23 protein-coding genes and 1 riboswitch are annotated in these 26,133 nt (G+C 39.5%); of the genes, 19 read left to right on the top strand and 4 right to left on the bottom strand.

Annotation, left to right across the window (positions count from 1 at the left end; translation table 11 throughout):
* The first annotated feature begins 107 nt into the window (after positions 1-107).
* The 5 genes from BM000_RS04360 (at position 108) to murB (ending at position 7,261) form a co-directional block, all read left to right on the top strand.
* The gene (locus tag BM000_RS04360) at positions 108-1,196 is read left to right on the top strand and encodes a carbamoyl phosphate synthase small subunit (RefSeq protein ID WP_245751573.1); all 1,089 of its coding nucleotides are present in this window, start codon (positions 108-110) and stop codon (positions 1,194-1,196) included.
* On the top strand, positions 1,189-4,413 hold the full coding sequence (gene carB / locus BM000_RS04355) for a carbamoyl-phosphate synthase (glutamine-hydrolyzing) large subunit (RefSeq protein WP_091495199.1): 3,225 nt from the start codon (positions 1,189-1,191) through the stop codon (positions 4,411-4,413). The genes BM000_RS04360 and carB overlap by 8 nt, the downstream gene beginning before the upstream one ends.
* Positions 4,404-5,354 carry an ornithine carbamoyltransferase gene (gene argF, locus BM000_RS04350; RefSeq protein WP_091495197.1) on the top strand — a complete coding sequence of 317 codons (951 nt, stop codon included), beginning with the start codon at positions 4,404-4,406 and terminating at the stop codon, positions 5,352-5,354. The genes carB and argF overlap by 10 nt, the downstream gene beginning before the upstream one ends.
* 341 nt (positions 5,355-5,695) lie before the next feature.
* Positions 5,696-6,244: a cysteine hydrolase family protein gene (locus BM000_RS04345; protein ID WP_091495195.1), complete on the top strand. Its 549-nt coding sequence runs from the start codon at positions 5,696-5,698 to the stop codon at positions 6,242-6,244.
* A gap of 102 nt (positions 6,245-6,346) precedes the next feature.
* On the top strand, positions 6,347-7,261 hold the full coding sequence (gene murB, locus BM000_RS04340; protein WP_091495193.1) for a UDP-N-acetylmuramate dehydrogenase: 915 nt from the start codon (positions 6,347-6,349) through the stop codon (positions 7,259-7,261).
* Between the two features lie 43 nt (positions 7,262-7,304).
* On the opposite strand, the gene BM000_RS04335 is transcribed toward murB, so the two are convergent.
* The 4 genes from BM000_RS04335 to BM000_RS04320 are packed head-to-tail and all read right to left on the bottom strand — an operon-like array spanning position 7,305 to position 10,341.
* Positions 7,305-8,171 (bottom strand): hypothetical protein, encoded by an 867-nt coding sequence (locus tag BM000_RS04335; RefSeq protein ID WP_091495191.1) that lies wholly within the window; start codon positions 8,169-8,171, stop codon positions 7,305-7,307.
* Positions 8,172-8,495, bottom strand: a complete 324-nt coding sequence (locus tag BM000_RS04330) for a PadR family transcriptional regulator (protein ID WP_091495189.1) — start codon at positions 8,493-8,495, stop codon at positions 8,172-8,174. It abuts the gene before it with no gap.
* Positions 8,496-8,543: 48 nt separating this feature from the next.
* The gene (locus tag BM000_RS04325) at positions 8,544-9,749 is read right to left on the bottom strand and encodes an MFS transporter (RefSeq protein ID WP_091495187.1); all 1,206 of its coding nucleotides are present in this window, start codon (positions 9,747-9,749) and stop codon (positions 8,544-8,546) included.
* Positions 9,742-10,341, bottom strand: a complete 600-nt coding sequence (locus BM000_RS04320; RefSeq protein ID WP_091495184.1) for a non-canonical purine NTP pyrophosphatase — start codon at positions 10,339-10,341, stop codon at positions 9,742-9,744. The genes BM000_RS04325 and BM000_RS04320 overlap by 8 nt, the downstream gene beginning before the upstream one ends.
* Before the next feature lie 104 nt (positions 10,342-10,445).
* Here BM000_RS04320 and BM000_RS04315 point away from each other — a divergent pair, with 104 nt between their 5' ends.
* The 14 genes from BM000_RS04315 to BM000_RS04250 all read left to right on the top strand — a co-directional run bounded on the left by BM000_RS04315 (position 10,446) and on the right by BM000_RS04250 (position 26,106).
* Positions 10,446-12,206, top strand: coding sequence for an ABC transporter substrate-binding protein (locus BM000_RS04315; protein WP_091495182.1), 1,761 nt, complete (start codon positions 10,446-10,448; stop codon positions 12,204-12,206).
* Positions 12,207-12,270: 64 nt separating this feature from the next.
* Complete coding sequence (locus tag BM000_RS04310; protein WP_177178204.1) at positions 12,271-12,993, top strand: GntR family transcriptional regulator; 723 nt, start codon at positions 12,271-12,273, stop codon at positions 12,991-12,993.
* Positions 12,994-13,383: 390 nt separating this feature from the next.
* Positions 13,384-14,205 carry an ABC transporter permease gene (locus BM000_RS04305; RefSeq protein ID WP_091495178.1) on the top strand — a complete coding sequence of 274 codons (822 nt, stop codon included), beginning with the start codon at positions 13,384-13,386 and terminating at the stop codon, positions 14,203-14,205.
* A gap of 21 nt (positions 14,206-14,226) precedes the next feature.
* Positions 14,227-15,294 (top strand): ABC transporter ATP-binding protein, encoded by a 1,068-nt coding sequence (locus tag BM000_RS04300; RefSeq protein WP_091495176.1) that lies wholly within the window; start codon positions 14,227-14,229, stop codon positions 15,292-15,294.
* Complete coding sequence (locus BM000_RS04295) at positions 15,281-16,426, top strand: extracellular solute-binding protein (protein ID WP_091495174.1); 1,146 nt, start codon at positions 15,281-15,283, stop codon at positions 16,424-16,426. Before BM000_RS04300 ends, BM000_RS04295 begins: the two co-directional genes overlap by 14 nt.
* Positions 16,423-17,259: an ABC transporter permease gene (locus tag BM000_RS04290; RefSeq protein ID WP_091495172.1), complete on the top strand. Its 837-nt coding sequence runs from the start codon at positions 16,423-16,425 to the stop codon at positions 17,257-17,259. The genes BM000_RS04295 and BM000_RS04290 overlap by 4 nt, the downstream gene beginning before the upstream one ends.
* Before the next feature lie 20 nt (positions 17,260-17,279).
* On the top strand, positions 17,280-18,578 hold the full coding sequence (locus tag BM000_RS04285; RefSeq protein ID WP_091495170.1) for a hypothetical protein: 1,299 nt from the start codon (positions 17,280-17,282) through the stop codon (positions 18,576-18,578).
* Positions 18,562-20,139, top strand: coding sequence for a CehA/McbA family metallohydrolase (locus tag BM000_RS04280; protein ID WP_091495168.1), 1,578 nt, complete (start codon positions 18,562-18,564; stop codon positions 20,137-20,139). Before BM000_RS04285 ends, BM000_RS04280 begins: the two co-directional genes overlap by 17 nt.
* 52 nt (positions 20,140-20,191) lie before the next feature.
* Positions 20,192-20,342: riboswitch (FMN riboswitch) on the top strand.
* A gap of 180 nt (positions 20,343-20,522) precedes the next feature.
* Positions 20,523-21,611, top strand: a complete 1,089-nt coding sequence (ribD, locus tag BM000_RS04275; RefSeq protein WP_091495166.1) for a bifunctional diaminohydroxyphosphoribosylaminopyrimidine deaminase/5-amino-6-(5-phosphoribosylamino)uracil reductase RibD — start codon at positions 20,523-20,525, stop codon at positions 21,609-21,611.
* Between the two features lie 2 nt (positions 21,612-21,613).
* Entirely contained in the window at positions 21,614-22,261 is a 648-nt protein-coding gene (gene ribE / locus BM000_RS04270; RefSeq protein WP_091495164.1) for a riboflavin synthase, read from the top strand.
* Positions 22,262-22,281: 20 nt separating this feature from the next.
* The gene (locus BM000_RS04265) at positions 22,282-23,490 is read left to right on the top strand and encodes a bifunctional 3,4-dihydroxy-2-butanone-4-phosphate synthase/GTP cyclohydrolase II (RefSeq protein ID WP_091495162.1); all 1,209 of its coding nucleotides are present in this window, start codon (positions 22,282-22,284) and stop codon (positions 23,488-23,490) included.
* Positions 23,487-23,951: a 6,7-dimethyl-8-ribityllumazine synthase gene (gene ribH / locus BM000_RS04260; RefSeq protein WP_091495160.1), complete on the top strand. Its 465-nt coding sequence runs from the start codon at positions 23,487-23,489 to the stop codon at positions 23,949-23,951. The genes BM000_RS04265 and ribH overlap by 4 nt, the downstream gene beginning before the upstream one ends.
* 237 nt (positions 23,952-24,188) lie before the next feature.
* Positions 24,189-24,665: a PH domain-containing protein gene (locus tag BM000_RS04255; RefSeq protein ID WP_091495158.1), complete on the top strand. Its 477-nt coding sequence runs from the start codon at positions 24,189-24,191 to the stop codon at positions 24,663-24,665.
* A complete protein-coding gene (locus BM000_RS04250; RefSeq protein ID WP_091495156.1) occupies positions 24,655-26,106 on the top strand; it encodes a PH domain-containing protein in 1,452 nt (483 codons plus the stop codon). The genes BM000_RS04255 and BM000_RS04250 overlap by 11 nt, the downstream gene beginning before the upstream one ends.
* Positions 26,107-26,133 lie beyond the last annotated feature (27 nt).

Raw genomic sequence — 26,133 nt, 5'->3', positions numbered from 1 at the left:
GAACGAGCGAAGACTTGATGAGAATCAAGTCTTTCTATATCAATAGTAATGTATAAATATAAATAATTAGGTATATTTATTAGTTAATGTTTGGGGAGGAATTGATCTTGAATAAAAATAAAGCCTTTTTGGTATTAAGTACAGGTGATGTACTAGCGGGCAAGTGGTTAAGTGAACCGATCCAACAAGAAGGGGAGATGGTTTTTAATACAGCTATGACGGGCTATCAAGAAGTGATAACCGATCCTTCGTATGCTGGTCAAATCGTTACGCTAACATACCCGTTAATAGGTAACTATGGTTGTAATGACCATGCTAAGGAAAGTATTTATACGGCATTAGCAGGATTAATTATTGCCACACCATGTTTTGATCCAGAACATAGTCAGTCACATTATTCGTTGCAAACATTTGTTAAAGCTGCCGCAATTCCTGCTCTCTATGATATAGATACCCGTGCTTTAACGAAAATTATTCGTGAGCATGGTGAGATATACGGAAGAATAACAGATGATCCTTCAGATTGTCCAAAGCAGAAACAAGTAAACCCTAACGTCGTCGAATGGGTTTCAGTAAAAAAGCAGCAGCATTTTCAAGCGTTAAATAACAAGGTAGCGAAGCATGTCGTTGTCTTCGATTATGGTCATAAGCAGTCGATTACTGGAGCACTTCTTGCGGCTGGTTGTGATGTTACTGTCGTACCATATGATACACCTTATACTGAAATTCAAGCTCTGGACCCTGATGCTGTTGTGTTTTCAAATGGACCAGGTGACCCAAAGAGTTTAACGAGCTACCTCCCAACAGTTAAAGCAGTTGCTGAGAGTTATCCAACTTTAGGCATTTGTTTAGGTCACCAGTTAATTGCATTAGCATTCGGGGCTGAAACCATTCGTTTACCTTATGGACATCGTGGCAGTAACCATCCTGTTAAAGATATGATTACTGGTAAGGTAATGATGACCTCGCAAAACCATGGTTATGTAGTTGCTGAGGAATCTGTTAGTAAGAGTGATTGGCAAATAACCCATATCAATGTCAATGACCAATCAGTTGAGGGACTTAAACATAAATCAAAAACAATTCAAACCGTTCAATTTCATCCGGAAGCCCACCCTGGGCCTGTAGATACACATTATATATTTGAAGCATTTATTGATGCGTTGAGTTATAAGGGAGAGAAGCAGCATGCCTAAACAAACAGAGATAAAAAAGGTGCTTGTTATTGGCTCAGGACCAATTGTCATAGGCCAAGCTGCCGAATTTGATTACGCGGGGACACAAGCATGTCTGGCTTTAAAAGAAGAAGGAATAGAAGTTATTCTTGTTAATAATAACCCTGCTACCATCATGACTGATGAGAATATTGCTGATCAGGTATACTTAGAACCGCTAACTCTCGACGCAATTAGTCAAATTATTGCCCGGGAAATGCCAGATGGATTATTACCTACTTTAGGTGGGCAAACAGGTTTAAATCTAGCAATGGCATTGACAGAAGCGGGTGTATTAGCGAAGTATAATGTTACCTTATTAGGGACACCACTCGACACGATCCGTAAAGGTGAGGATAGAGAAATTTTTAAATCAATGATGAATGTGATTGGTGAACCAATTGCAAAAAGTCAATCAGTTGCTTCGCTGGACGATGCGTGCAGTTTTGCGGAAACAATGGGTTATCCGTTAATTATTCGTCCAGCGTATACGTTAGGTGGAGCTGGTGGAGGAATTGCCAACAATGAGTTAGAGCTTAAGCAAATTGTGAAAAACGGGTTGCATCAAAGTCCAATTAAACAAGTCTTAGTCGAGCAAAGTGTTAAAGGTTGGAAGGAAATAGAGTATGAAGTGATGCGTGATGCAAATGATACCTGCGTCATTATCTGTAACATGGAGAATTTTGATCCGGTCGGTGTCCATACTGGTGACAGTATTGTCGTTGCCCCTACGCAAACATTAACTGATCAACAGCATCAAATGCTGCGCAATTCTTCAATAAAAGTAATTCGTGAACTAGGCGTAATTGGTGGCTGTAATATTCAGTTTGCATTAAACCCTATTAATAACGATTATATTATTATTGAAGTTAACCCAAGAGTGAGTCGTTCGAGTGCCTTAGCATCAAAAGCAACAGGCTATCCAATTGCTCGGATTGCTGCTAAATTAGCGCTTGGTTATCACCTAGATGAGGTTTTAAATCCAATTACCGGTGATACATATGCTAGCTTTGAGCCAGCAATTGACTACATCGCTTTAAAAATCCCCCGCTGGCCGTTTGATAAATTTTATCAAGCAGATCGACAATTGGGCACACAAATGAAAGCAACTGGAGAGGTGATGGCTTTAGCTCGTAATTTGCCAGCTGCTTTAAATAAGGCAATCCGTTCACTTGAAATTGGATTAAATAGTATCCAGTTACCAGGGCTCGAACATTTAACAGATAGTGAGCTTGAACTAGAAATTACTAATCCTAGTGATCAACGTTTGTTTATGTTAACTGAAGCATTGAAGCGGGGCTATAGTATTGAGAAACTTCAAGCATTAACTGACATTACTAGATACTTTTTAGATGAATTAAAGCTATTATTTGATTTTGAGCAAAGTTTAGCAAAGACAAGCTGGGAACAACTATCACAAGCTGATCTTGAGCAGGCAAAGAAATATGCAATATCTAATAAACGCCTAGCTGAGATTCTTGCAGTTGATGAAACATTAGTTCAAGATAAACTAATTCATTTTCAATTGCAGGCAAGCTATAAAATGGTTGATACTTGTGCGGCAGAATTTTCGGCGGATACTCCTTATTTCTATAGTTCCTGGCAAGAGCATGATGAAGTTGAGCAACTAACGGGGGCACGGCGTGTAGTTGTACTAGGATCTGGTCCAATCAGGATTGGTCAAGGTGTTGAGTTTGACTACTGTTCTGTCCATGCGGCATTTTCGCTGAAAAATCAGGGGATTGACTCGGTAGTTGTTAACAATAACCCTGAGACAGTTAGTACGGACTATAGCACAGCTAACCACCTTTACTTCGAGCCGTTAACTGAAGAAGACGTTAGTCAAATTGTTGCCAAAGAGCAGGCTGATGGTGTGATCATTCAATATGGTGGGCAAACAGCAATTAATTTAGCTGAAGGTTTAACTAAGAATGGTATTCATATCATTGGCACAAATATTGAAATGATTGAGAAAACCGAGGATCGTGAGCAGTTTTATCACCTATTAAATCAATTGAATATACCACATATTCCTGGTGCTACAGTTAACTCAAAAGCAGACGCACAAGCTACAGCTGAAAAAATAGGTTATCCTGTTCTTATTCGTCCATCTTATGTCATCGGCGGCCAGGGCATGGTAGTCGTGCACAATGGTGATCAGCTACAGAAATATTTAAATCAGCTCGAACAGCAATTAACTTCCACAAAGATTTTTCCGTTGCTAATTGATCGTTTTATTGAAGGATTAGAAGTAGAGGTTGACGCTGTTTGTGATGGCAAGGATATTATTATCCCGGGCATTTTTGAACATATTGAGCAGGCTGGTGTGCACTCCGGTGACAGTGTTGCTATCTTTCCTTCCCCTAGTCTTACACAAAAGGAAAAATATTTGATCGAGTTGTATACCCAACGGATTTCTGAAGCACTACAAGTTAAGGGTATGATGAACATTCAGTTTGTTTTAAGTGAGGATCGTCAAATCATTTATGTTCTAGAAGTTAACCCACGAGCATCACGGACAGTTCCTATTACCAGTAAGGTGACTGGTGTCAATTTAATTGACTTAGCGGTTAAGGTCCAAATGGGAGAAAAGCTAAGCCAGCAGAATTGGCAGTTGGGTCTTCATAATGATATTCCGTTCTTCGCAGTGAAAATGCCGATTTTTTCAAATGTTAAGCTGCCGGGAGTTGATTCGTTGTTAGGACCAGAAATGAAATCTACTGGAGAAGCAATTGGGTTAGGTGAAACAGTGGATATTGCATTAGCAAAAGCATTTGGCTGGAAGGAAGAATACTTTTTACCTGTTACGAGAGAGAGAGGGCTATTTTTATCACTGGCACAGGTTAGCAAAGGGCTTGTGACTGCTTTAGAAAAAACAGCTGGAAAGGTCTCCGCTACTGCCCAAACTGCTAATCAACTGGCACAATTAGGTTATCAGGTTGATCAGGTTTTATCCAGTCAGGAAGCTGTTAAGTCAATTGAAGACGAACACTTTAACTTAATTTGTGATGATCAATCACAACTAATACGAGCCCAAGGATTAATGGTTGGTGCTGTTGTATTAAGCCGCAGTGAAACACTAACTGCCTATCTAAATGCTTTACAGGCTAATCAAGGAGAGCCAAAATCGCTTAGTATATACTTAGAAGAGGGAAAACAGTTAAATAGATTAAAAGAAGAGGTGTCACCATGTTTGTAGAAGCAATTGAAAGTTTAAAGGGTAAGGATTGTTTAACATTATTAGACTATACAACTGATCAGCTTGTATACTTACTTCAATTAGCTAAGGACGTAAAGGCAAAGCAGAAGGCTGGTCAAATTTATCAGCCGTTAAAGGGGAAAGTATTAGGAATGATTTTTGAAAAATCATCAACACGAACACGCGTGTCATTTGAGGCGGGTATTTATCAACTTGGAGGTACTGGATTATTTCTTAGTTCAGCTGACCTTCAGCTTGGGCGCGGTGAGCCAATCGGAGATACGGCCAAAGTATTGTCCGGTTATTTAGATGGTATTATGATTCGAACCTTTCAACAGTCTGATATTGAAGAACTTGCAGACAACGCGACAATTCCAGTGATTAATGGCTTAACAGATGATTTTCATCCCTGCCAAGTATTAGCTGATCTTCAGACAATAGAAGAGGTGAAAGGGAAGCTACAAGGTCTAAAAATTGCTTATATTGGTGATGGTAACAATATGGCTCATTCGCTCATGATCGGTGCTGCAAAGATGGGCATGGACTTTAGTACAGCCGCACCTGAAGGCTATTTACCCAAACAAGCAATTGTAGATCGTGCCAAGGAAATTGCTGATGCAAATCAGGTGACGATTACCATAACGACTGACCCGATAGAGGCAATTAAAAATGCTGACATCGTCTATACTGACGTGTGGGCAAGTATGGGACAGGAAAGTGAGCAGAAAAAACGGGAAGCCTTATTTGCAAGCTACCAAGTAAATCCTGCGTTATTAAAGCATGCAAAGCCAGACTATATGTTTATGCATTGCCTCCCCGCCCACCGAGGCGAGGAAGTGACCGCTGATATCATTGACGGTGATCAGTCATACGTCTTTCAAGAGGCAGAGAATCGTCTACATGCACAAAAAGCACTGATGATTGCGTTGATGGCAGATTAAGATTTGTAGAGAACGGAATTGTGAACGTCCTAAAATGGGAGCGAATCTTGCCAAATGGGTGCAAACTCACTCAAATGAGTAAAATCGCACCTAAATAGCGGATAGCGCGCGTAAATTAAAATAAGAGCGAACGTCCTGAAATGGGAGCGAATCTCGCTGAATGGGTGCGAACGCACGCAAATGAGTAAAATCGCACGCAAATAATGAATAGCGCACGTAAATTAAAATAAGAGCGAATCCTGCCGAATACAGGGTGATCGCTCTTATTTGATTCCCCACCATCTTGCAGTACCTTACCAATAAAGCTAAAATAGAAAGAAAATGACAGAGGTGAAGCAATAATGAAACGTGCGCTGATACATGTTGATTATACTTATGATTTTGTTGCATCAGACGGGAAGCTAACCTGTGGTGATCCCGGCCAGGCAATTGAGGATAAGGTGATTGAGGTAACGAAATCGTTTATTGAGAATGATGATTATGTTGTATTTACGATTGACCGCCATGAAGAAGGTGATCATCTTCATCCTGAAGCTAAGTTATTTCCGCCACATAATATCGCCGGTACGCAAGGCCGTGAACTTTATGGCAGATTAGAAGCTTACTATCAATCAATTAAAAAGAAAGATAATGTCTACTATTTAGATAAAACGCGATATAGTGCTTTTGTTGGAACGGATTTAGAAATTAAGCTACGTGAGCGCAATATTAATGAATTACACATCATAGGCGTTTGTACCGATATTTGTGTCCTTCATACGGCAATAGATGCCTATAATAAGGGCTTTAAAATTGTTATTCATAAAGATGCTGTTGCTAGCTTCAATCAAGCAGGCCATGAATGGGCGCTGGGTCATTTTGAAGCAACGCTTGGTGCGATAGTACAATGACAAAAATCGTCGATAATTGCTATTGGCGCATGCCTGCCAGTCCTGTTATAATTGACTTTGTGCAAAGTTGAATTTGCAACAAAAGCTTAAAGGATGATTGAGATGACGATAAGTCATTCATTAAAAAATGCGTTAATTGAAATTGTTGGAGAAGAGAACCTTTTAATAGATGAATTAATATGTAACCATACTTATACGAAGTTAGGGGGTCAGGCTGACTACTTTGTTATGCCGACAACTATTCAGGAAATCCAAGCAATTGTTAAGTTGGCTGATCGTGAGCAGATCCCGTTTACCCTGCTTGGTAATGGATCGAACCTAATTGTGCGCGATGGTGGAATTCGTGGGATTGTAATGAATTTAAAAAAGCTAAATAAAATAGCGCGTGATCATAATACTGTCATTGCCCAAAGTGGTGCCCGTATTATTGACACTTCGTACTATGCGCTGGACCAATCATTATCAGGATTAGAATTTGCCTGTGGCATCCCAGGAACAGTAGGTGGCGCATTATACATGAATGCTGGGGCCTACGGGGGTGAGATAAAGGATTGCTTAAAAGAAGCTGTTGTTATTGACCTGACTGGGCAGCTGTTAACTTTAGCTGCGGATCAATTGGAACTTGATTATCGCACAAGTAATATCCCGGATAATGGCTATATTGTGATTGAGGCTCGTTTTGCTTTAGTAGAGAATGACCATGCCCAAATTAAAGCGATTATGGATGATTTAACAGAGCGACGAGAATCCAAGCAACCGCTAGAATACCCATCCTGTGGTAGCGTATTTAAGCGCCCGCCAGGTTATTTTGCTGGACAGCTTATTCAAGATAGCCAGCTACAAGGCAAAGGAATTGGCGGTGCTGAAGTATCAACTAAACATGCAGGGTTTATTGTCAATAAGAATAGCGCAACCGCAACGGATTATATTGCTGTCATTGAAATGGTGCAAAAAAAAGTAAAAGAAAATTATGGTGTAATCCTTGAGCGTGAAGTTCGGATTATCGGTGAAGATTGACTCGTACAGCCCCTTACCAAGACATGGTAAGGGGCTGTTTTGCTTATAGTAAGATTATTCTAAACCAAATCGACAATACGTAAATAGCTAGTGTTGCTTGTATAATGGTGGTTAGCCAAGCGAGCTTCGGTCTATTTCCACTTAGTAATAGCGAACCGACCCAAAGGAGCAGGATGATGAGAACAGGAAACAGTCGAGCAAAATGATTAAAAGTAAGGAAAATTAAAGATCCTGCTATAAAGGAAAGCACATAGCTGCAAATAATTAACCCACTAATTAAGTTACTGATCACAATGAGCCTTCTCGTTTTTAACTTTTCGTCAGAAAAATGTTTATTAATTGGTTGAAAGAGGGCACCTAAGATCATATTTATTATAATAGAGATCAAATACAGCAAAGAAAGGACAACGTGTAGCCAAGTGAACATGCTATTTGGGACAACATCTATTAAGAAAAGACCATAGAACCACGCTATGAGATAAAGAAAGCAAAATAAAATAAAGATTATGCGATGTCTAGCAATAAATAGTGGACGTTTTATTAAAGCGAAGGTAATGGTCGCCAGCAAACTGGTGAAAAGTAACCATCTTAAAGGATGATAATTATTGAAATAACTTAACACAACCGTAGTAATAACAGTGTAAGCAAGTGAAAATAATAGTAGACTATATAATGCTTTTTTTCTTTGCAGAAATAAGGAACTAGCTAGTGATTGCCCAACACATTTTGAGTCTCCGAACTTCTTAAGTGCCATTTCGGTTGCCTGATCTTCAGAATACCCTTCACTGCGATAAAGTTCCTTTCGCTCATGCAAGTAAGCTGTCATTTCAATATGCAAGGCTTGGTATTCTTGCTCATTTACTTCAATGCGTTGTAATATTTGCTTAACGTAGTCATTGATTCTACCCATTTACTTCACCTCAAGTCCAGACTCGATTAATGTATTAATCGCTCGCCATCCTGCTAATTTCTGATAGAATAAATCGCTTCCTTGCTCGGTAATGGCGTAATATTTCCGTCTGCCACCTAAATGCTGGTCACCCCAATAACTTTTTACGTAACCTTTCTTTTCTAAACGCTTAAGCAGCGAATAAAGTGTCCCTTCTCCTATCGTAATAAGCTGATTAGTTGCTTCACTTACCTCCCGAATAATACCACCACCATAATTATCCTGTTTAATAATTCTAGATAAAATAATTAAGTCTAAGCTACCACGAAGCTGTTCGCGATCCATTATTACACCTCTAACATTATGTTGTTAAGTACATCATACAGTGATGTACTAGTTTGAGTCAAGGGTTCTTTTGTCAAATTTAACTAACCACCCAACTGCCAATCCAATTAATACAATGCCAGCTAATAAATAAACCGTTGCCAGCGAGGATATCTCAAGCAGATTAAAGGCAAGCAATGGCCCGAGAGCAGCACCTAGATCAACTAGAACAGTGTGTAGGGTCATGATCGAAACCGATTTTTTGCGAGCAGCAAAGCTACTGGCAAGCGTATCAGTTGTTGTCACAAATGAAGTCGAAAGGATTTGAAATAGCAATAAAATAATAATTAGCCATTGGAGAGGAATCGATCTTGTCAGCACAGAGAATAGGATTGCTAAACAAATTAAGGCTGTCACAAGAAATTGTTTCTTGCTTTTTGTATGGTCAAGATAACGGCCAACAGCGGGTGCCAATATCGGGTCCCATGCCCATCTAATGGCTTGAATAACACTAGCAATAGCTGAGGCGGAGAGGGTTAGTGATAAAACAGTAAGATTTCCTTGATAATTTAGGTCGATTAGTAAGCTCAGTGTACTAGAAAATAAGCCAAAAATAAGCAGACCCATGACTGTACTTGTTGTCAAAACCAGCAAAGCTTCTTTGGTTATTTTAAATGAAGATCTCTGTAGTTTGCCACTTGTTGTTGTGTTATTCCCGATGTTTGCAGGGATATGTTTTCTAATTAATAAGAGTGAGCAACTACACAATAACGAAAAAACTGTGCAAATCCAGAAGAGAGTGACAAATTCAATGAGGAAACCACCAACTAGCATGCCGATTAAGCTTCCAATGCCCCAAGTGCCATTATAAAGTCCAATAAGCTGACCACGATCCTGATCTGTAGATAGATTAACAATGGACAAATAGCCGCCAAGGCGCAGCAAGGACCAAGCGATACCCCAAAGCATACGCATGATAAGTAGCAGATAGAAGTGCTGAATTATCCCATAGGAAAAGGTGGAGATCGCTGCTAAAATTAAGGCAATCGCAATACCGAGACGCAATGAGTATTTACTATAAAGCCAACCTACTAATGGATTAATTGGTAAGCGAATGAAACGATTAACAGATAGAAGCACACCAACTTGCCAGATTGAAGTAAGTCCGAAGTCCATCCAATAGATTGGTAAAACAATTAGCAGCATGGCATCACCCATAATTGCAAGCCCCGTTAAACTTGCTAAAGCCATTACCTTTTTCTTCTTATCATTCATAGCAATCACCAGCTTTCTCTAGCCATTCTTTAATTAAGAGATAGGCTTGTCTTAAAGCCTGCTGTCGATGGGAAAATGCAAAATAGGCTACAGGTGCAAGTTGATTTAAAAATTGTCCGTTAGCAAGTTGAAAAACACTTTGATAACCTTCAATGGAATGACTAGGATTTCTGTTAATCCAGCCTTGCATCCGGCCTGCAGCAAAAGCATGCGTTTGATCAGGAAAATGAAGGTAAATTATGCTGTGAAATGCACATTGACGCATACTAACTGGTTGATCCTTCAGTTTTTCCATAAGGTAAAGGGCTCGTTTAGCATCCGTGCCAGAGATGAATCGAGCTGTTTTTACACCTGGGAACCCATTTAAGTAATCAACTGCAAGTCCAGAATCTTCCCCAAGAATAATATCTTTAGGAAATTTATTACGAATGACATTTACTTTGAGTTTAGCGTTATCTTGAAAGGATTGTCCAACTTCATCAATATCTGGTATCGAAGAAGATAATCCTTCAATTATGATTGGCAGCTGGTTTAACCCTTTTTTCAGCTCGTTTTGCTTTTGTTTGTTCCATGTTGCTAAGATAAGCTTCATTAATAAAACCTCCCTTTCTTAAGATAAGCTTTTAAAAAGATGAAAAAAAGAGTAATCTATAGTCATAACTATTTCCCCTTTTAGTAAAGGTAGGTGATTTTAAATTGATAGAGTATTTCTCCTTATTGTGGGAGCTTAAAGAAAAGCAAGGGCAACAGGCTACAGTTGTTGTTACTATTCCTGAGCTAGCAAGACTTTTACACTGTACTGAGCGACATGTTAAAAACATTATTAAAAAAATGCAAGATAATAAATGGATTGAATGGTACAGTGGACTTGGCCGAGGGAATCGTTCGCAAATTATATTTGTTTGTACTCTTGAACAGGTTGTTAAAACTGAAGCAAAACGGTTAGTCTTAGAAAAATCAATTGAACAGGCACTATCATTTCTCCAAAAATATCAAACTGACCATTCATTCTTAACAAGAGCTACCTTTCTGGACTTTATCTTGAGCTACGTTGATCAAGAGGATACTGATCATTTACGCTTTCCGTCTTATCGACCGTTGCCCATTCTAGATCCGCTCCGCGTTGATCGACGTACAGAAAATCATTTTATGTCATATTTGTATGATACGCTTGTTCAATTTCAATCAGGTTCACAAGAGGTTAGGCCAGGGATAGCTCATACCTGGGCAGTAAACAAATCATTTACTAAATGGACCTTATATATAAGGAAAGCAGTCTACTTTCATCATCAAGAACGCGTAACTGCTGCTGATGTTTGTCGTTGTATCCAACTTCACCAACATGATAATGCCTCCCCGTACCATTGGGTGTTCGAGCACCTTGATAGTATTGCATCAATTAATGAATTAACCGTTAAGCTCCGCTTTAATAAACCGATGCCCTTTTTACTAGCATGTTTGACGACGCTAGCTGGGGCAATTTTCATCAAGGATCAAGCAGGAAAGATGGTTGGGACGGGACCGTATCAATTAATTGAAAACACTGAGCAAAAGCTGAATCTAGCTGTGCATAATAACTATTATCATACTCGCCCTTTTCTGGATCAGATTACCTTGTATTTCTTTCCGAGCTTATATGACAATACTGACATTGATGTCAAAGCTAAGTACGCTAACTTAAATTTCTATCATTACCCTTATAAACATGAACAACGAGATTTTCAAGCATATACGCATATTGATCACGGTAGTAAATTATTAACCTTTAATGCCCAAGCGGGACCATTAGCAAAAAATGAGCAACTTCGTCAAGCAATTATTAGCGCCGTTCAGCCGGCAGAGCTAATTAAACAATTGGGTGGCAATCGCTATCTAACGGCATCGCGCATGCGAAGAGAATTAGAGCAACATGAAAAAACAAGGAAATGTTTACCTGATACCAAGCACTTAATTGAAGCAAGTCAGTATCAAGGTGAAGTCTTAACACTTGCTTGTTATCAAGGGGCAGGAAACGAACAGGATGCTAATTGGATTTGTGCGCGGTTAAATAAAATTGGTGTACGTGTACAATTAAAAGTATTTGATTATCAAAACTTTTTCCAACAACAGCTTCATCAATATGATATGCTCTTGGGTGAACAGATTGCTCATGATCATCCTTTAATATCCTATTTTAAAGCTTTTTTGGGTAGTCAAAGTCTGCTAACACATCATCTTCCACCAACGCTTAAAGGTCAGGTAGAGAATTGTCTGACAACGGTGCGCCAACCTAATGAAGCGTTGGGATTACTTGATGAACTTGAAGAAAAAGTTAGTGCAAAATTCTATGGTATGTATCTTTATCGCCTGAACCAATATGCAATTTATCCGAGCTATTTTAAAAATATTCACATTAATGCATTAGGTTGGCTTGACTTTAAAGCAGTCTGGTTTGATCAAGAAGATATGAATTTTTGATAGAACTTTAACTGATTTGGTGATATGCTAATTAAAGTTTAAAGTTAAAAAAAGGATGATTGTGATGAAGCCACAATATATCAGGATTAAGGAAGAGCTAGAATTGGATATCGAAGCTGGGCGTTTTCGTATCGGTGATCGTCTACCTGCTGAAGTTGAATTAGCTAAACAATTCAAAGTAAGTCGTGTGACAGTAAGAGCTGCCATTCAGCGATTAGCAAATGAAGGGAAATTAGATGTCAAGCATGGCGTTGGGACATTTGTCGTTAACCAACTACCGATAATGCCAAATAGTTTGGAGAAATTAATGAGTATTACCGATATGATTAAACACGCCGGTCTTGAAGACGGTGAACAAAGGGAGAAGCTCGTTATTGAGCAACCAGAGAAGGATTGGGCTAAGCAATTAAATCTGCTATCAGATGATGAGGTCATCATTCATGAACGGATTAGAACAGCAAATAATGAGCCAGTTGTTTTCTCAAAGAATATTATTCCCGCAAAACTTGTGAAAGATGACATTATTCAAAAAGGTTCAATTGGTTCTTTGTTTCAATATTTACAAAGTATTGCAAAGATTAGTATTCGGCATGCTACATCAGAGATTATCGTGCCGCTACATACCGATCAAAATTGCCAAAAATTATTAATACATCCAGATTCAACTGTTTTGCTTTTAAAGCAACTACACTATGATCGTCATAATATACCTGTTTTATATTCTTTTGATTACTTTCGCAATGACGTTTTTAAATTTACGATCTCACGAACAAGAATAGACTATTAACTAAGCAAACTACTTAAGGGACACCACTAACCTTAAGTAGTTTTTTATATTGTCATTCTATCCCTCTACTAATTAGACACACCAGTCATATTCTCCTGTAGCTCTAATCTAATATTTAGCACACGCTAATGGGTTATGGTAACGTCTGGATGTTTGTGCTGAAGTTCTAATCAGGCTTTTTCTTGGGAAAATAAATGGATTAGCCATGATTCTTAACACAAGCTATACATTCAGCTAACCCTATCTTAATACTCTAATGTTATATTTTAATTAAAGAGGTATAGACCTCTTTTGTGTATAAGTAATGAAACTAATTATTTATCCCCTTTATTATCTATAGAGGTCTATATTTCTATTTAATAAGTCAGGCAGGAAGGGCGAGGTGATTTTTTGTGGTTTATTAAATTAATAGGCAAGCTTAAGTTTACAGGGTTTGTTTGTTTCTTCATCTTTGTTATCTTTTTCTTTGGTCCATTATTAAATTTACTACTGCTGGCATTTTCAGGCGAGTGGCAATACCCAGATCGCTTGCCGAGTGAATGGTCCCTAACATGGTGGACATTTGTGTTACAAAACGATGCGATTATTAGTTCAATTTGGCTCTCCTTTCTTATTGCCACAATTGTAACACTAATTTCATTACTTATTTGTATTCCAGCAGCTTATGCATTTGCGCGCATCCAATTTCCTTTAAGGCGCTTTTTTCTATTTTCATTTTTGTTAACAAATGCTTTTCCTAAAATGGGTCTGTACGTTTCAATCGCTGTCCTATTTTACCAGCTTAACTTAATGAATACATTTGTTGGGATTGTTCTTATTCATCTCATTAACACCCTCATGTATATGACCTGGATTCCTTCGGCTGCGTTTGAGAATGTTCATCGCTCACAAGAAGAATCAGCTCGTGATGTAGGCGCATCACCATTAAAGGTCTTTTGGCACATTACGTTACCGATGGCAAAACCAGGCATTATTGTTGCTTCTGTATTTACTTTTTTATCTTCTTTAAATGAAGCGGAAGGTACGTTTTTAGTTGGTATTCCTGATTATCGGACAATGCCAGTCATTATGTATTCAATTATTGCCGATTATCCAAGTACAGCTGGTTCAGTATTTTCAGTCATTTTAACGTTACCGACTATCTTGTTACTTGTAGCAGCTCGAAAATTTGTCGGAGCAGAATCCTTTGCTAACGGGTTTAAGTTGAAATAGTTACAAAAGGAGTAGAGAATCATGTCCATACAATTATCAGTAGAAGGCTTATCCAAAATCTATCAGACAGGTGAAGGTGTTCGAGACATATCAATTGAGGTAGCAAAAGGTGAGCTTGTGACACTCTTAGGCCCATCAGGATGTGGTAAGACTACTGTATTACGAAGCGTAGGAGGATTTGTTGACCCAAGCGAAGGCATTATTCGAATTGGCGATAGAGATGTGACGAATGTCGTCCCAGAAAAACGTCCGAGTGCCATGGTTTTCCAGAGCTACAATCTTTGGCCTCATATGACGGTTTATGACAACTTAGCCTTTAGCTTAAAGCTTAAAAAGAAGAAAAAATCATTTATTACTGAACGAGTCGATTGGGCACTAAACCTTGTTCACTTGACAGGAAGTGAAAAGAAATACCCAAGTGAGCTTTCAGGAGGCCAGCAACAACGGATCGCTTTAGCACGTGCCTTATTACTAGAACCAGAAGTATTATTACTTGATGAGCCTTTTTCAGCCTTAGATGCAAAATTACGCCATGAGTTACGTGAGGAATTGCGAGAAATTCAAGCCGAACAAAATTTGACCATGCTATTTGTCACACATGATCAGGAGGAGGCTCTATCAATTTCAGATCGAATCGTTGTGATGAATCGGGGGAAGATTGAGCAAGTCGCACAACCCTATGAGATTTACCATAAGCCTGCTTCACTATTTGTCGCGCAATTTATTGGTCGAATGAATTTTATTAAGGGCTACGCGCAACCAGACGGGATTAGAATTGATCAGCTAATTTTCCCCAATGAACGAGGGCTAATTGGCGAGGTGGCTGTTGGTATTCGTCCAGAGGATGTTAAGTTAAGTGAAGGGAAACCAAGTATTGAAGCTAAAGTAGCAAAGATAATGATGCTCGGTCATTATGTTGAGGTAACGCTACATACCATCTTTGGTCAATTAAAAATGTTTATTGATAAAAATGAGATTAACACAGTAGAGCTAGGACGGATTGTACACGTTACGCTGACAAGAATTCAATCATTTCAAGATAGCAATGAAAACTATTTGGAGAGGAATGAGGCATATGCAACAATTTAGACAAGTAAAGAAAATAGGTGTAGTGATAGGGCTTATTCTGATGGGCTTAATTTTAGGAGCTTGTGGAGAAGGTGAGGGAGCTAATGCTGATGGTCGAACCACCATTTCAATTTATAGTACGGGCTCACAAAATGTTGAGGCCTATTGGGAAACAGTAATCCCAATGTTTGAAGAGACACAAGACGAGATCGAAGTTAACCTTGTGTTCATTCCCTCAGGGACAGGTGGACAATCAACAATGGATCGGTTAATAGCGGCCAAGCAATCAAATAACGATTCGGGCATTGATATTTATGAAGGGACCCTGTCTGATATTATTCGCAGTGAAAATGAAGGGGGGTTATTTTATCAGTTGGATGAGGAAGGTATTCCTAACCTATCAAATATTGACGAATCAAATTTAACAGGTGCTAATAATATGGCTGTTCCTTACCGTGCCTCTTCTGTGGTGCTAGCCTACAATGAAGATGCTGTTGCTGATGTTCCTGACACAGCCGAAGAGCTCTATCAGTGGATAAAGGATAACCCGGGGAGGTTTGCCTATAATGATCCGAGTACCGGCGGCGCTGGAAGCTCGTTTGTGCTGACGGCAGTTTATAATCAACTACCAGATGAGGCAATGAACATTCAAGATGAGAGTATTATGGATGATTGGGCTCCTGGTTTTGCTTTACTAAGAGACTTAGCATCTTCTTTGTATAATGATGGTATCTATCCACAGAAGAATCAAGGGACACTAGATTTACTTGCTAGCTCAGAGGTGGATATGATTCCAGCGTGGTCCGACATGGCATTAGAACAAATAAATACGAACATGCTACCAAGCTCAACAAAGCTTAAGCAGATTAATCCAGCGTTTACTGGTGGCCCAAGCTATTTAATGATTGCTGATAACGGGGTTGATGAACGGAAACAAGCTTCGGAAGCTTTTCTAGATTTTGTTTTAACTGTTGAGGCACAAGAGGTTGTCATTGATCAAATGTATGGCTACCCTGGTATTAGGTGGGATCTTCTTTCAGAAGAAGATCAAGAACGATTTAGTGACGTAAGCGATGGCTATCGCATCTTTAATGGTGGTGAACTAAGTGAGGAATTAGTCAAGCGCTGGCAAAGAGAAGTGGCTGCGCAATGAGCAGACTTTTGAAAGGAAAGGTGTTAGGAATAGGGCTGGTTATGCCCTCTTTCCTAACATTACTTGTATTAGTTGCCTATCCGGTCATGATGTCTGTTCGGACAAGCCTTCAAAATCGGGCTGGGGAATGGAGCTGGGACAATTACCGCTACATTTTTACGGAACCACTTATTAGTCAAAACATCCGGCACACCATGTTTGTGACAATTATCTCCTGTTTTTTTGTTCTAATAATTGCTTATGGAATTGCACTCTACTTGCGATTTAGTACGCGTTTTTTTTCAAAGCTAATTAATAAGCTCTATCTCATTCCGATGTTTATTCCAGGTGTTATTGCAGTATATGGTTTTATTAACTTCTACCGTAATAATGGTTGGGTTGCGCGTTTAATTGGGACAGATAATATGCTGCCAATTATTTATCATGTACGAGGTTTAATTATGATTAATGTTTGGTTTAACATTCCATTTACGACAATGTTACTTTTATCTGCCTTGCAAGGTATTCCTAATTCGATCATTGAAGGGGCAAGAGATGTTGGTGCAACGAAATGGCAACTATTTATTCGTTTTATTTTACCGCTTTCTTACAAGACGATGCTAGTGGCAATTACCTTTTTGTTTATGGGGATTATCGGTAGTTTCACCGCACCCTTTCTCATTGACCGCAACGCCCCACAAATGCTAGGGGTTTCGATGCAACAGCACTTTTCGGTATTTAACGAGATTGGCCAGTCGAGTAGCTTAGCTGTTTTCATGTTTCTGTTGAGCTCTGCTGTTGGTTGTTTTTACATTTGGAGTAACATGAAGCATTCGAAAAAAGAGTTGAGCTAATATAAAAAGGAGCTGAAAAAATGGAGGAGCGACTTATTGTTGACAAAGCATTACAGTTAGGTGAAACATGGAGCGGATCGATTCAAGTAGAGGAAGATGGCCACTATGCAATTGAATTAATTGCCTCTGCAAATACAAACTGGCAACAGCTGAATAATGAAGGGGTTATGATTAGACTCTACTTAAACGAAGCGTATCAACAGGATTTCATTATTTTCTATGGGCAAACACCCTTTAACTATAAACAATTATTAGGGTCGCTTCCATCAGGAACGCATCAACTTAAACTTGAGGCATGTCATCCACAGGCAGTCCAGTTACCTATTGTAAATGTCGATTCAATTATCATAAAACAGTTAGATTATCAGTCAGATGAAGAACTTGCACTTCAGTATGCCCCAAAGCTTTATGGTCGGGCTGTTTACAGTGATTATGACAATTTATATACAGACATACCGTTAGAAATGATCTATTTTATTGAGGAATGGGCCTATGGTAAGGTAATTGAATATCATATTGTGTTTAGTCATGAAGACGAAGGGACACCAGCTAAATTACTAATGGCAAAGTGGGGCCGACTTCTTGATATTGAATATATGGCACGCGTTTATTTGACTGAGGAAAATAAGATTGATCATATCGAGTATCAAGGTGCGGAGCATGAAATTAAACGCTATCATGGTGAACTAATAGAAGATCGTCGCCCGATTCTGCAAACTGCTACATGTAACGGAAACTTTACCGATCAGATTACCAGTGACTATTCATTCTCGCTCTTACCGAGCTATCATTGGCAACTTTCAATGGAACCAAGAGAAATTGTGATGGAGAAATTCCCTTACATTAATGACGTGATGTTTTGGGAGGCAAATCGTCAGCTTGCTCGCGAGCAATTAACAGACTTGCAGAATTATCTGCTTGTGCAGGCTTCTGTTTGGAATATCGAGTTAGGAATACCGGCAATTGATTTCACTTGCCAATTAAAGAATGATATAACAATCTATTCAAGCTCGTTAAACAAATGGCGTAATAATCATTTTTGGGCTGCCTATACAGGTCCTTATCGCCATTTCACAGTAGCCATCCCACTGCCAGAACAGAAACGTTTTTCGGATATGGAAAAGCTGTCTGTTCGAATGATTAACGATGCAGTACCATCAGTTACTGTAAAAGGAATTAAAGTTCTTTCATATGACCAAGAGACCGGGATTAACGTTCATCTCAATGAAACCTTTCAAGTGCAGCTTACTCACGAGCAATCAGAGCAAGTAATTTGGCGAAAGACCACAGGAGTATCCCATTATGCAGACAATCTTTGAAACAACAACAACACTAGAGCAATCAAGCACGCAATCCCATTCATCATTCACCTTTTTTGTACCAATGGAGTCAAATCAAGTAATGATTAGCTTTGCTTTTTCACCCGCTTTCTTAGACGATAATAACCAAGCAAAGCAAATTATTTCACAGGCGCTCGATCACTATCAGGGTTGGGTTGAAGCTGAGACAGAAGCTAATCAAATTAATAAACACTTGCCAATAAAGAATCTTTTAACGCTTTCGGTTGATGACCCCAATGGCTTTAGGGGAGCACGCCACTGTCATAAGGCTACACAGCTAGTTACCCTAAGTGAGCAAAGCGCATCGCCTGGTATGTTAAAGGGGAGTTTACCAGAAGGTTTGTGGGCCATCACCATTAGCGCACATGCACTTGTAACTGAAACATGTACCTTTAAGCTAAAGGTTGAAGTTGAAGGGAGGAATCAGACGCCAAGCTCAATGCTTTATTCGCCCTGGCAACATAGTCTAACTATCGATGAGATCCCGCTTAACCAGATTGATCAGCACGCCTCATCCACTTCACAAGTCGCAAAGAAATGGCTACGCTCGGAATTGCATGTGCATACCAATCATAGTGATGGTCGTCAATCTCTAACTGAAATTGTTGAACAGGCGGAACAGCTTGAACTAGAGGTTGTTGCCATTACCGATCACAATACGATTAGCCCACTTGAAGAATTAAGAGCGATAAACGAAAATACAGCGGTACAACTTTTATATGGTCTTGAATGGACAACCTTTTATGGTCATCTGCTTACATTAGGGTATGAAGAGCTTACCTATACAGATTGGCGCTCTATTGGTCCAACTGATCTAGAGCGTGGTTTAGCCAATATTCACCGAAATGGAGCTATTGCAGGTATAGCGCATCCATTTCGAATTGGAAATCCATTAGGAACTGGGTGCCATTGGGAGTTCATGATGAATCATCTTGATGCTATTGATTTTATTGAGGTGTGGAATGGTAGCGATCCGAATAATCGATACTATAATAAGATGGCATTTGATTTTTGGACGACATTGTTAAACAAAGGCTATACTATATCAGCAACTTCAGGGCGAGATTGGCATCATAATCAGGAAGAACAACTGGCTCTAGCCTATACATATGTACATGTTGATGAGGCAAGTATAGTTAATCAAGCAAGCTTTAGAGAGACATTTATTACTGCCATTCGAAATGGCGCTTTAACAGTTTCATATGGTCCGCCATTATTATTAGAGGCTACCGTTGCGGGAACAATCTATTCAATCGGTGACTGCATTCAAGCTAGTGGTGAATCGATCGAAGTAAGAGCTTGGTCAGAACGTTGGTTAAGAGATGACCAAGCTATACAACTGGAGCTTGTGTCAAATAAAGGGCGTTTAGCAGTGGAGAAAAATACCTTTTCACTTACGTTCTCGGGAATGTATCAAGATTTAAAATGGATAAGAGCAGAGCTATATGAGCAAGCGAAGCAGCAATCCAAATTAATTGCCTTTACCAATCCAATCTATTTCACGAACTCATTTAATAGTTATAACAAATCTATAAATTAATTAAGTGCTTTTTTAAATCAAGTATGATAAACTATTCACAATCGAATAGGAAAAATTCTTTTGGGGCAGGGTGTAATTCCCGACCGACGGTGAGAGGTAGCCGCTATACCTCAAGTCCGTGACCCGGATCAGCTTGCGCTGAGAAGGTGGATTTGGTGAGATTCCAAAGCCGACAGTTAAAGTCTGGATGAGAAAAAGAATGGACGATGTAACGCTATTTGTTATGTCTACTTTATGTTATAGAAAATGATGATAGAGACTATAGCATATTGACGTTTATTGTTTTGAAATGGGCAATAAACGCTTATTTAACTTGCACAAAGCTCTAGATAAAGTTTGTATCTAGGGCTTTTTTATTTTCAGATAATTAGGGAGGTGAAAAAATGAAAAAAGAAGATTATATGGCGTTAGCGCTAAGTTTAGCAAGTGGGACAATTGGCCAAACAAGCCCGAACCCCTCTGTTGGAGCTGTTGTGGTTAAAAATGGGCGAATTGTCGGTCTGGGAAGTCATTTAAAATCGGGTGGGCTTCATGCCGAGGTATATGCTTTAATACAAGCAGGAGCAGAAACAAAGGGAGCCGATGTTTACGTGACACTAGAGCCGTGTGCACATGTCGGCAAAACGCCACCATGTGCACAGCTTTTAATTGACAGACAAGTAAGCCGCGTTTTCATTGCTATGGCAGATCCCAATCCTCAAGTTGCGGGTAAAGGAATTAACCAACTTCAGCAGGCTGGTATACACGTTGAGGTTGGGCTTGGTGCGGAAGAAGCCGCAAAATTAAACGAACCATTTTTTCACTATTTAAAGTATAAGCGTCCATTTGTCATTTTAAAGGCGGCAATGACGATGGATGGAAAAGTGGCTACTCAAACCGGTGATAGCTGCTGGGTGACCTCAGCTGAGGCACGTGAGGATGTTCATAATGAACGCGCAAAGTATGATGCCATATTAGTCGGAAGCAAAACGGTTGCAACCGATAATCCCCATTTAACCGTTCGCCAGCCCCAGAACGGAAAGAATCCCATTCGAATTGTTTTAGCAACTCATTTAGAGATAAAAGGAGATCGTCATATTCTTAATAATGCTGCTCCAACATGGCTTATTTGTGGAAGTCAAGCAGATGTAGAGCTATTCAGGGGAAAATATCCCCATATAAAAGTAATACAGTTAAAAAGCAAAGAAATTGAGATTAACACCCTCCTAGATGCCCTTGGTAATCATGGTGTTCAGTCTGTCTATGTTGAAGGTGGTAGTCAAATTCTCACCAGCTTTATTCAGGCTAACGCTTTTCAAGTTTGTCATTGGTATATCGCACCAAAGCTTTTAACAGGGCAAGATGCAATTGCAGTTACTGGTGGCAAATCACCACTGAAAATGAAGGATGGCTATCAGCTTGTTTTTGAAGCAGTTGAGCAGGTTGGCCGAGATATCAAGCTTATTGCACGCCCAATCAAGGGGGTTGAGTAACATTGTTTACTGGTATTATTGAGGAGAAAGGGACCATTTCATCCATTAAACATAGTCGTGCTAGTCTCAAAGTAATCGTGAATGCAAGGCTTGTTACTAAAGATGTAAAAATTGGTGATAGCATTGCGGTTAACGGCGTCTGTTTAACTGTTACAGCATTTACAGCATCGCAGTTTATCGCTGATGTGATGCCTGAAACGTTTCGAAGTACGACCTTAGCTGAGCTTAAGTCAGGCACTGTCGTGAACTTAGAACGGGCAATGGCTGCAAATGGCCGTTTTGGTGGTCACTTTGTTTCCGGACATATTGACCGCGTTGGTATAATTGAGCGTGTCTGGTCTGAGGTGAATGCCCGTTACGTTTCAATCGCCATTAATCCTGAAGATTTAGCTTATCTAGTCGAGAAAGGATCAGTAACTGTTGATGGTACGTCTTTAACGATCTTTAGCGTAACAGATAAGACATTTGTAATAGCGCTAATTCCAGAAACACAACTGGCAACGAGCCTAGGTGAGAGGAAACAAGGTGAAGCTGTCAATCTGGAGTTTGATTTATTAATTAAATATTTGGGTCGCCTGTTAGAGACTAGCCAGATTGCCCAAAGTAAGAATCAGATAACCAAGGAAACACTAGAACGGTACGGCTTTTAATGGTGATGAGGAGTGAGAAGATGGATACCATATTAAGTGCATTAACGGCATTAAAGAAAGGCGAAATAATTATTGTGGTTGACGATGAAAATCGTGAGAACGAGGGTGATTTTGTCATGCTTGCTGAGCATGTTACACCTGAGGCGATTAATTATATGGCGACTAAAGGTAAAGGGCTTATCTGCACACCAATTACACAGGAACGGGCCCAGCAGCTAAAGCTTAATCAAATGGTAACAACAAATACTGATCAGCATGGTACGGCTTTTACAGTTAGCATTGACCACGCAGATACGCATACAGGCATAAGTGCTTATGAACGTGCTCAAACTGTCCAAGGCTTACTTAAGCCAGATGCGAAAGCCGACAACTTTAAACGACCAGGCCATATCTTTCCGCTTGTTGCTAAGGAGCAGGGCGTGCTAGCCCGCCCTGGTCATACCGAAGCAGCTGTTGATTTAGCGAAGCTAGCTGGTTCCGTACCAGCAGGAGTAATTTGTGAGATTATGAGTGAGGATGGTCAAATGGCTCGTTTACCTGAGTTAATCTTACTTGCTAAACAAGAGAACATGAAAATTGTGACAATAAAAGATTTAATTCATTATCGTAAGCAATATGATCAGCTAATTAATCACGAAGTTGAAATTGAACTACCGACTGCATATGGGCTTTTTAAAATGATCGCTTATACAGAAAACGGGAGTGGTAAGGAGCAAATTGCGCTGGTAAAAGGTCAGGTCAATGCCGGAGAACCACCACTTGTACGCGTTCATTCAGAATGTCTGACGGGTGATGTGTTTAGATCTGAGCGGTGTGATTGTGGTCCCCAGCTTGAGCAAGCTTTAGCAGAGATTGAATCAGCAGGCAATGGGATTATTATCTACCTTCGTCAAGAGGGCAGAGGGATAGGGTTAGTCAATAAGCTAAAGGCTTATAAGTTACAAGAAGCTGGCTTTGATACGGTAGAGGCTAACCAACAGTTAGGTTTTGCTGATGACTTACGCGATTATGCTAGCGCAGCTCAAATATTACAGCAACTTGGCGTTAATCAAATTAAGCTCTTAACGAACAACCCGAGAAAAGTAACGGGCCTTAAGCAATATGGAATCAGCGTTGTTGAGAGAAAGTCAATTGAGATTAGCCCTAATCAAAACAATAGTCACTATCTGATGACAAAACAGGTTAAATTAGGGCACCTATTACATGGTGAAGGAGAACTAAATAGATGAATAGAATAGAAGGACAATTAGTTGGAACAGGATTATCAATAGGTATTGTTGTCGGACGATTCAATGAATTTATAACGAGTAAACTATTAAGCGGGGCCTATGATGCGCTATACCGTCACGGTGTTAAGGAAGCAGATGTAACAGTGGCTTGGGTGCCTGGGGCATTCGAACTCCCGATGATTACAAAGAAGATGGCTGAGTCAGGGAAGTATGATGCAATTATTACACTTGGCACTGTTATTCGTGGTGCAACCCCACATTTTGATTATGTTTGCAACGAGGCTGCTAAAGGTATTGCACAAGTGGGTATGCAAACAGGGGTGCCTGCGATCTTTGGTGTGTTAACAACCGAGTCGATTGAGCAAGCAATTGAGCGCGCTGGTACAAAAGCTGGTAATAAAGGCGCAGAAGCAGCACTATCTGCCATTGAAATGGCGAACCTAATTAAAGAGTTAGTATGATGTAAGATGTCTCCCTGCGCACTAACGTGGTAGGGAGTTTTTTTCTTAGATTGGGGTTTAAGCGTGTATCTAGGTAGTTGTTATGGTGTTTTTTAATATTTAAGCTTGCTGAGTGAAATTACCGTGGCATTAGATAAATGTTTGATTTCCGTTTTATTGAATTTAATTAGAAATATATCTATGTTAATAGTGGGCAATCCGTTATAATGGGTCTATATGGAAGAGGAGTGATACATAATGCGTGAGGCGCCAGAGAAACGAATAGAGCAATCAGCAATAAAGGTTTGGAGACTTCATGGTTTAATTTACTTGTGCTTTTTTATTGTCGTAACAGGGATAATTGCTTATTTTACTTATGCTCACAATTGGTCAAAGTGGATACTGATTTCATCTTCAATTGTCACCATAATAATTGCTATCCTTGCCATAGCTATTCCGGCATTTAGATGGCGAAGATGGCGTTATCAGTTATTTGAGCAGGAGATTTATATTCAGCATGGTATGTTAATTATTGAACGTACCTTAGTACCAATGGTTCGTGTCCAGCACGTGGATACAAAGCAAGGACCGATCTTAAAGAAATTTAGGCTAGCAAGCTTAGAAATCTCAACAGCGGCAACGACCCATCAGATCCCGGCACTTAGTGAGGAAGAGGCAGAACAACTCCGTGATCAGATTTCTATCTTAGCAAGGGTGGAACAGGATGATGTTTGAGTCAAAACGTTTACATATAAGTGCGTTGTTTTTTCGACTATTTAAAATCTTAAAAGAATCATTGTGGCTATTTTTATCAGCGTTTTTTGTTTACTTTAATATTGATGGCTATGAGCAGTATATTTTTATTGCAATTGGTGTGTTCGTCATTATCAGCCTGTTATACAGCTGGCTATCGTGGTGGCGATTTACTTATATGGTAAACACAGATGGCTTATTGATTGAAAAAGGTATTTTTATCAGGCAAAAACGTTCAATTGCTAAACAGCGCATTCAATCGATTAACTTTAATCAAAATATCTTGCATCGCTTACTTGGCTTGACGGAGCTGCAAATTGAAACGGCTGGAAGAGATATGAAAGTTGACGCTAAACTCACTTCACTTTCTATGACTGATGCCCAAGCAATTAGAAAGCTGTTAAAACAGTTTCAAGTCAATGATGAAGATGGTAACTCGTATGACTATGACTTTGCGTTAGAAAGGAAACTCCCCAAATATGAAGCAAGCTACAAGCACCTTTTTCTTTTTGGTTCCACATCTGGTGGACTTGGTGTGTTAATGAGTATTCTCTTTATCTTTGGGTTAGGAGTGGAAGAATTTATTCCCGAACAAATCATTGACTTCGTATCATCATGGCTGACCGCGCAATCGATTATTACGCTAATTATTCTTAGTACATTTGTATTATTGCTCTTTTGGCTAGCAGGTGTCATTGGCTCGGTGATAAAGTATGGCGATTTTACCGTGGTCAGGTATGAGGATGAAATATTAATCACACGGGGACTATGGGAGAAGAAACAACTTACCTTCCCGTTAAAGCGTATTCAAGGTGTGGTCGTCAAGCAAAATTTACTGCGGTTACCATTACGGTTTGCAACTATCTATTTAGAGATTGCTGGTGGTGAAGCTGATCAAAAAGAAAGTATGCGAACGATCCTTTTTCCATTAATTAAGAAAAAGGAGATTGCAATTTTTTTAGCTGAGATTTTACCTGAATATACGTATATGCCTGAACAAGTTGCGCGGATCTCACGTCGCTATCTTTATTTGAACATCGGCTTAGCAAGTTTACTAACACTAGTCGTTGGTCTAGTTGTTTGGTATTTGTTATCATTACCGTATCTCTTGCTTCTCGTTTTTCTTATTCCTAGCTTTTTGTATATAATTTTAGAATATCAAGTGAGTGGATGTTATTTAAATGGCCAACAGCTGACCTTACAATCTTGGGGTTGGTTGTCTAAAGAAACGATTTTATTAAAGAGACCACGCATTCAGGCCATGTCCGCTTATGCTGGTTTAATTCAACGAAGATTAGGCTATGCCAACATTAAAGCATCGATATTAAACAATTTTCTTGGCCGACATTATCTTGTTCGGGGCATTAAACTGCCTGAGATAGAGCGTGTGCAAGATTGGTATTCCTATGCAAAAAAAGAATGAGCATAATAAAAAAATCCTTCTATATTT

The organism is Amphibacillus marinus, assembly GCF_900110345.1.
GTDB lineage: Bacteria > Bacillota > Bacilli > Bacillales > Amphibacillaceae > Amphibacillus_D > Amphibacillus_D marinus.
The sequence above is the reverse complement of the archived record's forward strand: the minus strand, read 5'-3'. Positions and strand labels throughout refer to the sequence as shown.